Annotated in this window: 10 protein-coding genes and 1 pseudogene; 7 read left to right on the top strand and 4 right to left on the bottom strand. The window is 74.4% G+C overall.

Translation table 11 applies throughout. The features are described 5' to 3' along the window. From ABZ924_RS02705 to ABZ924_RS02690, 4 genes and pseudogenes are all read left to right on the top strand, one after another. Positions 1 to 222: pseudogene (locus ABZ924_RS02705) on the top strand (MFS transporter); the annotation flags it as partial. A gap of 113 nt (positions 223 to 335) precedes the next feature. Further along, a complete protein-coding gene (locus ABZ924_RS02700; protein WP_361902940.1) occupies positions 336 to 1,244 on the top strand; it encodes an alpha/beta hydrolase fold domain-containing protein in 909 nt (302 codons plus the stop codon). Further along, positions 1,241 to 1,768 carry a hypothetical protein gene (locus ABZ924_RS02695; protein WP_361902937.1) on the top strand — a complete coding sequence of 176 codons (528 nt, stop codon included), beginning with the start codon at positions 1,241 to 1,243 and terminating at the stop codon, positions 1,766 to 1,768. The genes ABZ924_RS02700 and ABZ924_RS02695 overlap by 4 nt, the downstream gene beginning before the upstream one ends. Positions 1,769 to 1,788: 20 nt before the next feature. After that, on the top strand, positions 1,789 to 2,760 hold the full coding sequence (locus tag ABZ924_RS02690) for an LLM class flavin-dependent oxidoreductase (RefSeq protein WP_361902934.1): 972 nt from the start codon (positions 1,789 to 1,791) through the stop codon (positions 2,758 to 2,760). Between the two features lie 8 nt (positions 2,761 to 2,768). On the opposite strand, the gene ABZ924_RS02685 is transcribed toward ABZ924_RS02690, so the two are convergent. From ABZ924_RS02685 to ABZ924_RS02675, 3 genes are read right to left on the bottom strand one after another with little or no spacing between them, the layout of a single operon-like run. Continuing rightward, positions 2,769 to 3,635, bottom strand: a complete 867-nt coding sequence (locus ABZ924_RS02685) for an ABC transporter ATP-binding protein (RefSeq protein ID WP_361902931.1) — start codon at positions 3,633 to 3,635, stop codon at positions 2,769 to 2,771. A gap of 1 nt (position 3,636) precedes the next feature. Next, entirely contained in the window at positions 3,637 to 4,695 is a 1,059-nt protein-coding gene (locus ABZ924_RS02680) for an iron chelate uptake ABC transporter family permease subunit (protein ID WP_361902928.1), read from the bottom strand. Next, positions 4,692 to 5,807 (bottom strand): iron ABC transporter permease, encoded by a 1,116-nt coding sequence (locus ABZ924_RS02675; protein ID WP_361902926.1) that lies wholly within the window; start codon positions 5,805 to 5,807, stop codon positions 4,692 to 4,694. Before ABZ924_RS02675 ends, ABZ924_RS02680 begins: the two co-directional genes overlap by 4 nt. A 204-nt stretch (positions 5,808 to 6,011) precedes the next feature. Here ABZ924_RS02675 and ABZ924_RS02670 point away from each other — a divergent pair, with 204 nt between their 5' ends. Beyond that, positions 6,012 to 7,031, top strand: coding sequence for an iron-siderophore ABC transporter substrate-binding protein (locus ABZ924_RS02670; RefSeq protein ID WP_361902923.1), 1,020 nt, complete (start codon positions 6,012 to 6,014; stop codon positions 7,029 to 7,031). A gap of 48 nt (positions 7,032 to 7,079) precedes the next feature. On the opposite strand, the gene ABZ924_RS02665 is transcribed toward ABZ924_RS02670, so the two are convergent. Continuing rightward, a complete protein-coding gene (locus ABZ924_RS02665) occupies positions 7,080 to 8,033 on the bottom strand; it encodes an iron-sulfur protein (protein WP_361902920.1) in 954 nt (317 codons plus the stop codon). A gap of 237 nt (positions 8,034 to 8,270) precedes the next feature. Here ABZ924_RS02665 and ABZ924_RS02660 point away from each other — a divergent pair, with 237 nt between their 5' ends. Together ABZ924_RS02660 and ABZ924_RS02655 are read left to right on the top strand one after the other, a co-directional pair. Then, entirely contained in the window at positions 8,271 to 9,455 is a 1,185-nt protein-coding gene (locus ABZ924_RS02660) for a siderophore biosynthesis protein (RefSeq protein ID WP_361902970.1), read from the top strand. Next, positions 9,452 to 11,287, top strand: coding sequence for an IucA/IucC family protein (locus ABZ924_RS02655; protein ID WP_361902917.1), 1,836 nt, complete (start codon positions 9,452 to 9,454; stop codon positions 11,285 to 11,287). The genes ABZ924_RS02660 and ABZ924_RS02655 overlap by 4 nt, the downstream gene beginning before the upstream one ends. Positions 11,288 to 11,385: the final 98 nt, after the last annotated feature.

The following is an 11,385-nucleotide window of genomic DNA, read 5'->3' as shown; positions in this document are numbered from 1 at the left end:
ACGACGGGTCTGCCCGACCACGAGCAGGGCATGGCGACGGGTCTGGCGACGATGACCCAGCAGATCGGTATCACGATGGGCACGCCGATCATGTCCGCGATCGCCGCGGCGAACACCCAGATCCACGCCGGTATCACCACGGCGGTCATCGTGAACACCGCGATCGTCCTGGTCGGGACACTGTCCACGGTCCTCTTCCTCCGCGCCAGGAACACCGCCTGACAGCCCCGCTTCCACTAAGGCAACTCCGCCTTGTGACGGCCCCACCCGCGCCGCGAACGTTGGCCCCAGGCACGGCCGCGTACCCCCGGCGCCCCCTGGAAAGGACCCCCTCGATGGCAACACCCGCGCGATCAGCCCCCGGTGACAGCCGCGGCGCCGTCCGCTGGGAACAGGTACGCGTCCCGTCCCCCGCAGGCCCGCTCCCCGCCCGGGTGCTGCGGCCCGAAACGGCCCCGCAGGGCTGGCTGGTGTGGGCCCACGGCGGCAGCTGGCGCGCCGGGTCGGCATCCGACTGGCACCACGCGACCGCCGAACTCGCCCGGTTCTCCCGCTTCGCCGTCGTCAGCGTCGACTACCGGCTGGCCCCCGAGGTGCGCCACCCGGCCATGGTCGAGGACGTCCTGGCCGCGCTCGCCTGGGCCCGGGAGCAGGCCCGGGCCGAAGGCACCGGCCCCGTCCTCGCCGTCGGCGGGGACAGCGCCGGCGCCACCCTGGCCGCCTGCGCCGCCCTGGCCTGCCGCGACCGCGGGGAACCCCTGGCGGCCCAGGTGCTCGCCTACCCGCCGCTCGACCCCGGCTGCGCGGGCGCCTCGTACCACCGCTACCCGGACATGTTCCCCACCGCGGCCTACCTGGCCTCGGCCTGGCGGGCCTACCAGGCGCCCGGCCTGCCCGTCGCCGCCGACGGCACCCGCCTCTACAGCACCCCGCTCGAGGCCGACGACCTCAGCGGGCTCGCCCCCGCCGTCCTGGCCACCGGCGACCTGGACCCCGTCAGCGACGACGTGCACCAGTACGCACGCCTGCTGCGGGCGGCCGGGGTGGAGGTCGCGCTGCGCGAGTTCCACCAGACGGGCCACGCGGCGTTCCTGCAGCCCGGCGCCGGCCCGGCCGGGCCGGGCGGGAAGGCCCCGGTGTCCCTGCGGGGCTGGCTGGGCCTCGCCCTGCACCTGCTCACCCACCCGGACCACCCTCCTGCGCCTTCCCCTTCCCCTTCCCTCTCCCGTCTGGAGCTGCCATGACCGCCCGAGTCAACGCCGTCCCCAACCTCGACGCCCTGCTGCGCCACTTCGCCGACCTGCGCGACGGCGTCCACGGCGGCGCCGTCACCCGACCCGACAAGGAGGAGCACTTCCACACCGCCGCCCGGCTGCTGGACCCGTACGCCCGCCAGGCCCTGGGCGAGCTCAACGACGAACTGCTCCTCGGCCAAGGGGTGGTGGACGCCACCGGCGTCCGGCACGCCGACGACGGGAGCCTCTTCCACGCCTGGACCCTGTGGTGGGACGAGCAGTCGGCCGCCGACATCCCGCCCGTCACCCTGTACGCGCACTACGGCAGGGGCTTCCACCACCCGCACCTGCGCGGGGCCACCGTCTCCGAATGGCCCCTCAACGTCTTCGACGACGCGCAGGCCGCCGCCGAACTGCCCACCCTGCGTGCCATCGCCGCCGCCGACCTGCACAACCTCGTCTTCAAGGCGGACTTCAGGATCGTGCCCGCGACCATGGCCGGCGCCTCCGGCGTCCCCGCCCACCAGCACTGAGAACCGAAAGGCGACACCTCATGACGAAGCTGCGGCTGTCCGTACTGGACCAGACCCCGGTCGGCGAGGACCACACCCCCGACCAGGCACTGCGCGCTTCCGTGGACCTCGCCCGCGCCGCGGAAGCACTCGGCTACACCCGCTACTGGGCCGCCGAGCACCACGGCTCCCCGGGCTTCGCGAGCAGCGCCCCGGAGATCCTGGCCGGAGCCCTGCTGGCACACACGTCCCGGATGCGGATCGGGACGGGCGGCGTGCTCCTGCCCCGCTACGACCCGGGGAAGGTCGCCGAGGTCTTCTCCGTACTGGCCTCCCTGTACCCGGGGCGGGTCGACCTGGGCATCGGCCGGGCCGGCGGCCCCGCGCACGACTTCCCCGAGCGGCTGGCCCGGCTGCGCGCCCTGCTGGGCCCGGCCGGCGTCGTCCCGCACGCCCCCGTCGCCCCGCAGATGTGGCTGCTGGGCGCGGGGCGGGAGTCGGCGCGGCTGGCCGGGCAGCTGGGCACCGAGTTCGCCTTCGGGCACTTCTTCTCCCCGGCCGGCGGCCCGGCCGCCTTCGGCCACTACCGCGCCGAGTTCGAGGCCGCCACGGGGCGGCGGACCCGCGGCGCGCTGGCGGTGCGCGTGGTGACCGCGGACAGCGCCGGCCGGGCGGAGGAGCTGGCCCAGAGCCTCCTGCTGTGGCGGGCCCGCAAGGACCTCGGCCACGACCTGCCGATGCCCTCGTACGAGACGACGCGCAGGCACCGGTGGACGGGCGCGGAGCTGGAGCGGGCCAAGGTGCACCGCACCGCCCTGGTCTCGGGAACGCCCGAGCAGGTGCACTCCACGTTGACGGCGCTGGCCGTGGGCCACGGGGTGGACGAGCTGATCGTCAACACGCTGACGCCGGATCCGGCCGACCGGCAGCGCTCGTACGAGCTGCTGGCCGAGGTCTTCGACCTGCCGGCCGCTCACCCGGAACCGGCCGTCGCGGCGGCCGCCCGGACCTGACCGGGGGCTCAGGACGGGCTTGTGCGCAGGTTGCCCCTGGGGACGATCAGGGGGGTGCCGGCCACCGGGCAGGAGATGACCTCGGCGTCCAGGGCGAAGACCTCTCGGAGCAGGTCCGGGGTGACGATCCGGGACGGGGGGCCCGAGGCCAGCACGCGGCCGTCCCGCATGGCGACCAGGTGGTCGGCGTAGCGGCAGGCCAGGTTCAGTTCGTGGAGGACCATGACGACGGTGCGGCCGTCGGTGCGGTTGAGTCCGGCGACCAGTTCCAGGACGTCGACCTGATGGGCCAGGTCCAGGTAGGTCGTGGGCTCGTCCAGGAGGAGGACCGGGGTGTCCTGCGCCAGGGCCATCGCGATCCAGACGCGCTGGCGCTGGCCGCCGGAGAGTTCGTCGATCGAGCGGTCGGCGAGGTCGCTCGCGCCGGTGGCGGCCAGGGCCGCGTCCACGGCGGCCTCGTCCGCCGCGGACCACTGGCGCCACCAGCGCTGGTGCGGGGTACGGCCGCGGGCCACCAGGTCGCGCACGGTGATGCCGTCCGGGGCGCTGGGGGTCTGCGGCAGCAGGGCCAGGCGCAGGGCGAAGTCACGGGCGGAGAGGGAGGCGATGTCCTCGCCGTTCAGGAGTACGGCGCCGGCGGACGGCTCGAGGAGCCGGGCCAGGGCGCGCAGGGCCGTGGACTTGCCGCAGGCGTTGGGGCCGACCAGGGCCGTGACCTTGCCCGCCGGGATCGGCAGGTCGAGGTCCTCGGCAACGATCCGGTTGCCGTAGCCCAGGCGCAGGCCGGATCCGTGCAGGGCCGCGGCCCCGGTGGGCTGCGTTTCGGGGCCGTCGGCGGCGGTGGCCGTGGGGCGGGGGGTCGGCGGTGCGGTCATGTCAGCCTCCCTTTCCGGCCCGGTTGGCCCGGGCGAGCAGCAGCAGCAGGTACGGGGCGCCCACGGCGCCGGTCAGGACGCCGACGGGCAGTTCGGTCGGGGCCAGCACGAGGCGGGCGGCCAGGTCGGCGAGGACGAGCAGGACCGCGCCGGTGAGTGCGCTGGTCACCAGGGGGATGCCGGCGGTCCCGGAGAGGCGGCGGGCGATCTGCGGTGCGCCGAGCGCGATGAAGGCGATCGGCCCCGCGGCCGAGGTGGCCAGGGCGGTCAGGCAGGTGGCGAGCACCAGCAGCGCGATCCGCGCGTGCTTCAGCGGGATGCCGAGGCTGCGGGCGGTGTCGTCGTCGTACTGGAGCAGCTGGTACGGGCGCGCCAGCGCCAGTGTCAGCGGCATGAGCACGGCGAGGGCGAGCCCTGACCACAGGACGTGCTCGTAGCCGCGGCCGTTGAGGCTGCCGGTGAGCCAGACCATGGCGCGGGCGGCCTGGTCGATGTCGGCGCGGGCCAGCAGCCAGCGGGTCAGGGCGATCAGGGCGCCGTTCGCGGCGAGGCCGACGAGGACGAAGCGGTAGCCGGTGATGGTGCCGTCGCGGTAGGCGAGCAGGTAGATCACGGCGGAGGTGAGCAGGGCGCCGGCGAGCGAACCGAACGGTACGGCGCCGAAGGCGGCGGATCCTGCCGAGGTGACCCCGCCGATCAGGATCACCCCGACCGCGCCCGCCCCGGAGCCGGCCGCGATGCCGATGAGGTCGGGGCTGGCCAGGGGGTTGCGGGTGACGGCCTGGTAGACGGCGCCGGCCAGGCCGAACGCGGCGCCGACCAGGAGGGCGGTCAGGGCGCGGGGCAACCGCAGTTGGTGGATGATCAGGTCCGAGGCACCCCGGCCGAAGCCGAGGACCGCGTCGAGCACGTCGCCGATCGGGATGGCGTACGTACCGAGGGAGACGGAGGCGACGAGCCCCGCGAAACCGGTGACGGCGAGGCCGAGGACGACGAGGGCGGCGCGCGGGCGCACGGCGACGCCGATCGGGCCGGCTTCCAGGCGCAGCGGGCCCTTCATCGGGTGTGCTCCTTCAGCTTGCCCCGCTTGACCAGGAGGGCGAGGAAGGGGGCGCCGAGCAGGGCGGTCACGACTCCGGCCTCCAGTTCGCCGGGGCGGGCGACCATCCGGCCGACGACGTCGGCGGTCAGCATCAGGGCTGCGCCGCCCAGCGCCGAACACGGCACCAGCCAGCGGGCGTCGGGCCCCGTGAACGCCCGCACGACGTGCGGTACGACGAGGCCGATGAAGGTGACCGGGCCGGCGGCGGCCACGGCCGTGCCCGCGAGCAGGATCACGGCCACGGCGCCCAGCACCCGCGTGGTGCGGACCTTCGTGCCCAGGCTCCTGGCGAGGTCGTCGCCGAGCGCGAGCGCGTTGAGGCGGCCGCTCAGCCCGAGGGCCAGCAGCAGGCCGGCGAGGACGAACGGCAGGAGGTCCACGGCCAGCGCGGAGTCACGGCCGGCGAGGGAGCCGACCGCCCAGAAGCGGTACTGGTCGAGGGTGCGTACGTCGAGCAGAACGAGGGTGTTGGTGCCGGCGTCGAGCAGGACGGTCACGGCGGCCCCGGCGAGCGCCAGTTTGGCCGGGGTGGCGCCGCCGTGGCCGGTGCCGCCGACGGAGTACGCGAGCAGGCCGGCGAGCGCGGCCCCCAGGAAGGCGAACCAGACGTACTGGTAAGGACTCGTCAGCCCCAGCGCGCCGATGCCGAGGGCGACGGCGAAGGAGCCGCCCGCGCTGATGCCGATGAGGCCCGGGTCGCCGAGGGGGTTGCGGGTGATGTCCTGTGCCACGGCGCCGGCCGCGCCCAGGGACAGGCCGACGACGATCCCGAGGAGCGTGCGCGGCATGCGCAGCTCCCGGATCACCACGGCGTCGCCCTCCGTGCCGCCGGCCATGGCATGCAGGACGTCGGAGAGCGGAACGGACTTGGTGCCGAGGGCCAGTGACGCGCAGACGGCAAGGAGGAGCGCGCCGAGGAGGCCGACCGTCAGCACGGCACGGGAGGTCGCCCGGCTGCGGGGCCCGGCGGGGGCGTTCCCGGCGGGGTTTCGGCCAACGGCCGGGTGGGGCGGCGGCTCGGGGCGGTGGCCGGTGTCGGCCGCCCTTCCGGCGACGGGCTTCGAGGTCACGCATCACAAGGTAAGGCATGCCTAACCAAAGTGGGGGGTCCTTCACGGGGTGGATTCAGGCCCGGGCAGCCGCTATTCTCGCAGCGCTCAAGGTAGGTAAGCCTTGCCTAAGTTTCTTTGGCCATGGGTTTGCGTCGTCCCGTCATGTCCGAAGAGCGCAAGGCCAGTTGCTCGTCCGCACCGTCAGCTCTTGGGGGAGATCCGATGAACACCTTCGTCCAGCGCCGCCGGCCCGGCCGGATCGCCGCCGCCGTCCTGACGGCGGCCATGGCCTTCTCGCTGGCCGCCTGTGGCGGCGGCAGCGGGGACGGCAAGGTCGACGCCTCCGGCGGACCGGCCGCCGCGGCGGACGCGGGCTTCCCGCGCACCCTCACCCACGACAAGGGCACCACCGAGCTCAAGTCCAGGCCCCAGCGCGTCGTCGCGCTGGACAACAGCCTGGTCGAGGCCGTCGTCGCGCTCGACACCCCGCTCGTCGGCGGCATCGGCTCGTACCGCGACCAGAAGGGCTTCCCCGCCTACCTCGGCGACGCGGTCAAGGACACCAAGGACGTCGGCCCGCTCGACAACCCCAACCTCGAGGCCATCGCCGCCCTCAAGCCGGACCTCATCGTCTCGGCGACCGTCCGCCACGCGGACCTGTACGACCGGCTGAGCCGGATCGCCCCGACCGTCTTCGTCAAGACGACCGGCCCGATCTGGAAGGAGAACATCACCTTCCTCGGTACGGCGCTGGGCCGGGAGGAGAAGGCCAGGGCCAAGCTCGCGGCGTACGAGACCCGCGCCAAGAAGATCGGCGACGCCGTCAACGCGAAGGGCGGCGGCAGCGGCGAGGGCGGAAAGCCGACCGTCTCGATCACCCGCTTCGTGGACGGCCCGACCCGCATCTACCTGCCGAAGAGCTTCACCGGCATCATCCTGGGCGACATGGGCCTGCTGCGGCCGGAGAACCAGCGCGACACCGCGAAGTTCAACATCGAGATCAGCGAGGAGCAGATCCAGCAGGCCGACGCCGACCACATCTTCCTGACGGCCTTCTCGGGCGGCGAGGAGCGCAAGAGGAAGTTCATGGCGAACCCGCTGTGGCAGCGCCTGAACGCCGTCCGGAAGGGCAACGTCCACGAGGTCGACGACGCGACGTGGATGACGTCGGTGTCCCTGCAGGGCGCCGACAAGGTCCTGGACGACATGGCGAAGACCTTCCAGGTCGACCCGGCCAAGTGAGCCGGACGGAGTGAGCCGGACGGAGTGAGCCGGACGGCGTGACGCCGCTCAGCCCCCGTCCTCCAGCCGCCGCAGCCGCTCCGTGTCGCAGGTGCGCGGGCAGGTGCCGCACGGGCGGGCGGCGTCGAGCTTGTAGTACAGGCAGCAGCCGATCCGGGTGCGGGTCGGGTACCGGCGGCCCTCCCGGCCCACCAGCAGGCGGAAGTCTGCGCCGCCGGGGAACGGCGCCATGGCCGTCGGGAGCAGCTCGGCCGCCGCGCTGACGGACCGTTCCTCCTGGTCGAGGACGCGGCCGAGGTACCAGATGCCGGAGACCAGGTCGTCTGCGACCATGCCCCACAGGGCGCGCGGCCCGCGCCGGACGTGTGGGGCGAAGGCGGCCAGGACCGGTCGCATGTGGTCGACCACGGCGGCCCGCAGCTCGGCGCGCAGCGCTTCCCCGTCAGGGACCGTGCGTACGCCGGACATCCTCGCGTCGGACATCCTCGCGCCGGACGGCGCGGAGGGGGCCGCCGCCGGATCGTCGGGCAGGCAGGCGAAGGCGTGGCCCGGGGTCACCTCGTACGCGCCCGTCGTGAGGTCGACCCGGACCTCGGCCGGGCGGATGCGCGGAACACGGCGCTCCAGGTACCAGGCGCCGCTCATCAGCACGCCGACGGACCAGGCGTAGTCGTGCAGGGCCCGGGAGGCGGCGACGTCGGGACGGGGTTCGTGGCCGTGCCGCTCGCGGATGCGTGCGGCCTCGGCGCCGACGAAGGCCGTCAGGGCCTCCGGGTCCCGGGCGAGCCGGGCTCCCGTCACCCATCTGCCGGCCCCGGGCGCGCCCGCCCCGCCGCCCGGGTCCGCACCGGCGCCGGTGTCGGCGTCGGTGTCGTCACCCGCGATCCGCAGGTCCAGCGCCTCGCACACGGCGGCGAGGCGGCGGTACCCGGCGGCGAGTGGACTGCCCCCGCGCACGGACGTGAGCGGCACCGGGGGCGTGGTGTCCAGGGGCGTCGTCATCGGCGTTCCTCACGAGCGGGCCGGTGTCAGCGAATAGGTAAGGCTTACCTTAGCTATCGGGTGATCGTCGATCAATCCGCGGCGAGCGGCAAGCCGTGCGCGTTCCGGTCGGGTTGATTACTTAGGTTTGCCTAACCTAAACTGCGGCGGCCGGTGTGGTCCGCTCACGGCGTCGAGCCGACCGCTGCCGTGACCACGGCTGCCCGCCGCTGCCACGATCCGGAAGGGGTCACGCCCGTGCGCCTGTACCTGCTCGCCCTCCCCCTCACCGACTCGGTCACCGACGGCTTCCTCCCCGCCGCGGCCCGACTCGGCCTGGACGTCACCGTGCTGACCGACCGGCCCGACGCCCACCGCGAGCGCTACGGCGACGCCGTCGAGGTCCTGAAGTGCGACGTACGCGACTTCCGGGCCGTCATCACCCGGATGGCGACGCACCACGAGCCCGACGCGGTCTTCTCCAACAGCGACCACCTCCAGGTACAGGCCGCCTTGGCCGCCGAGTACTTCGGCCTGCCCGGCAAGGACTGGAGGGCCGCGCTGCGGGTGAAGGACAAGGCCCACATGCGCCGCCACCTCACCGCGTCCGGCACCGACTCCGTGTGGTCCGTGGAACTCGCCCCCGGGGAACTGCCCGACGCCGGCGCGGTCCCCTACCCCTGCGTGCTCAAGCCGCGCGAGGGCGTGGCCAGCGAGAACGTGGTCATGGCCCACGGCCCCGAGGACCTGCTCCTGCAGTGCAAGGAGATCCAGGCGGGACGGCCCGGTGCGCCCCTGGTCGTGGAGGAGTACCTCCCGGGCCGGCTCCACACGCTGGAGACCCTCGGGGACGGCGCCGTCCGCCACGTCCTGGGCGGATTCCACACCGAACTGACCCCGCCGCCGCTCTTCATCGAACAGCAGCTGACCTTCGTCCCGGCCCATCCCGAGCCGATCGCTGCCCAGGTCCTCGCCCAGCTCGACGCCCTCGGCATCGGCTTCGGCATCTGCCACACCGAGTTCGTGGTGCACGAGGGCCGCGCCCGCATCATCGAGGTCAACTACCGGGCCATCGGCGACCAGTGCGACCTGCTGCTCGCCGATCTGCTCGGTATCCCGCTCTTCGACCTGGTGCTGCGGACCCACCTCGGCGAGCCGCTCCCGGCGGACCTGGGCGCCCGCCGCGACGGTGCCGCGCGGATCTCGTGGCCGATGGCCGACCGCACAGGCACGCTGACCGCCGCCCCCGCCGCCACCGACCGCGAGGCGGACGGCGTACGGCTGACGTACCGGCCGATGCGCGCCGTGGGCGAGTGGCGCGAGCTGGCCCACACCCACCGCGACTACCTCGGCGCCGTGCGGGTCGTCGGCACCGACCAGGAGGCCGTCAACCGCGTCCACGCCGACTTCCTCGCCACCGGGCGCTGGGAGATCACGCCGTGACCCGCGCCGCCACGGCCGTTGTCGCCGTGCCCGCTGCCGTCGCCGCCGAAGAGGCCTTGCTGCTGCGGGTGCTGAGCGCCTTCATCCGCGAGGACGTCGTGGGCCTGCGGACCCGTTCGACCGCGGTCGAGCGCGAGGACGGCCGCTGGCTGCGCCTGCCCCTGCCCCCGCCCCACGGCGGGGACGGGGACGGGGACGGCGGCGCCCTGCTGGTCCCCGTCCGCGCGGACGGCTTCCAGGGCGAGTACGCCGCCCGGCTGCCGCTGCTGGCCCGCGAACCGGACGGCAGCCGACTCACCGGATCCGAGGCGGTCCTGGGCGCCCTCACCGCACTCGCCGATCCCCTCGACCTCCCCGGCTTCGCGGCCTTCGCCGAGGAGTGCCGCCAGACGCTGGCCACCATGCGGCTGCACGACCGTACGGCCGATGCGGTCCTCGACGACCTGACCGCCCGCTACGGCAGCGACCCCGCCGACTGGACCGGTCCGGCCGCCTCCCTCGCGTACGACACCCTCGCCGCCCGCCTCGACCACCCGGTCTACCCCACCGCGCGCGGCCGCTCCGGCCTGGACGACGCGCAGCTGCGGGCCTACGCACCCGAGTTCCACCCCCGCTTCGGCCTGCGCTGGCTCGCCGTACCGCGGGAGGCGCTCACCCTCCCCGGCGGTCCCGCGGTACTCCCCGCGAGCTGGCCCTCGCCCGCCGGCCTCGGCCTGCCCGAACTGGCCGACAGCCACCTCGCGCTCCCGGTCCACCCGCTCACCCTCGGCGCCCCGCTGCGGGACGCGCTGCGCGGGGCGGGCCTCCAGGACACGGCCGTCCTCGCCGACGGGCCGTACCTGGAGGCCGTACCGACCCTGTCGATGCGTACGGTCGGCCTCGTCGGCGAGCCGGAGCTGCACCTGAAGCTGCCGCTGGCCACCGCCACCCTGGGGCTGCGCAACCGGCGCACCATCAAGCCCGTCACCCTGGTCCACGGCGCCGCCGGACAGCGGGTGGTGGAGGCGGTCATCGCGCGGGAGCCGCGGTTCGAGGACACCGTCCTGCACGCCGACGAGACGGTCTACGCCCACGCCGGGCACGAGCTGCTCGCGGTCCTCTGCCGCCGCTACCCGGCCGGCCTCGACCGCGCCGTCGTGCTGCCGCTGGCCGCGCTGCTGGCCACCGCCCCGGGCGGGCGGCTGGTCATCGACCACCTGGCCGACCGCTTCCACGGGGGCGACCCGGTGGCCCTGCTCGACGCCTGCCTCACGCTGCTGCTCGACTGGCAGACCACCCTCTACGGCTACGGCATCGCCCTGGCCTCCCACCAGCAGAACGTCTCCCTGGTGCTCGACCGCGCCCCGCAGGACGGCCGCACCCGGGTGCGGCTGCTGTTCAAGGACGACGACAGCCCCCGCTTCCACGTCCCTCGGCTGCGGCAGACCCTGGGCGCGCAGGCCGACGAGCTGCTGGCCCCCTTCCGGGACCCGCGGATGCTGGGCGAGGACCACCGGGCCGTCACCGACATGCTCACCACCATCACCCTCCACCTCTGTGCGGGCTCGTACGCCTTCGGGCTGGCCGAGCACGGCCGCACCGCCTCGCCGGAGGCCGTGCTGGGACTCGTACGCGAACGGCTCGCCGAGGCCGCCGAGCGGCTCGGGACGGCTCCCGGCGAGCCGGGGGCGGTGCTGCGGGAGCGGGTGCTGGACGCCGCCGAGCTGCCGGTGAAGGCCATGGTCACCGCCGGAACGCTGCTCACCAAGGAGCGCTCGGGCGCCTCCGACGTCAACACGCACTACACGACCGGCCCCAACTACCTGCGACGGCGAGGGAGGGAGCTGCGATGAGTGCCGCAGCGGCCCTGGTTCCAGTGGTCACCGCAGCGAGGGCGGCGACGCCGCCGCCGGAGCCGGCGGAGGGGGATCCGGCGCCGTCCCGGCCGATT

Origin of the sequence: Streptomyces sp. NPDC046876 (assembly GCF_040645035.1) — a bacterium.
Taxonomy (GTDB): domain Bacteria; phylum Actinomycetota; class Actinomycetes; order Streptomycetales; family Streptomycetaceae; genus Streptomyces.
Note: the sequence above shows the minus strand (reverse complement) of the source record. Positions and strands in the feature narration are given on the sequence as shown.

Bases quoted from the DNA above. Each gene is read 5' to 3' on its own strand.
- ABZ924_RS02700 (WP_361902940.1), top strand. From the start codon at position 336: ATGGCAACACCCGCGCGATCAGCCCCCGGTGACAGCCGCGGCGCCGTC.
- ABZ924_RS02695 (WP_361902937.1), top strand. From the start codon at position 1,241: ATGACCGCCCGAGTCAACGCCGTCCCCAACCTCGACGCCCTGCTGCGC.
- ABZ924_RS02690 (WP_361902934.1), top strand. From the start codon at position 1,789: ATGACGAAGCTGCGGCTGTCCGTACTGGACCAGACCCCGGTCGGCGAG.
- ABZ924_RS02685 (WP_361902931.1), bottom strand. From the start codon at position 3,635: ATGACCGCACCGCCGACCCCCCGCCCCACGGCCACCGCCGCCGACGGC.
- ABZ924_RS02680 (WP_361902928.1), bottom strand. From the start codon at position 4,695: ATGAAGGGCCCGCTGCGCCTGGAAGCCGGCCCGATCGGCGTCGCCGTG.
- ABZ924_RS02670 (WP_361902923.1), top strand. From the start codon at position 6,012: ATGAACACCTTCGTCCAGCGCCGCCGGCCCGGCCGGATCGCCGCCGCC.
- ABZ924_RS02665 (WP_361902920.1), bottom strand. From the start codon at position 8,033: ATGACGACGCCCCTGGACACCACGCCCCCGGTGCCGCTCACGTCCGTG.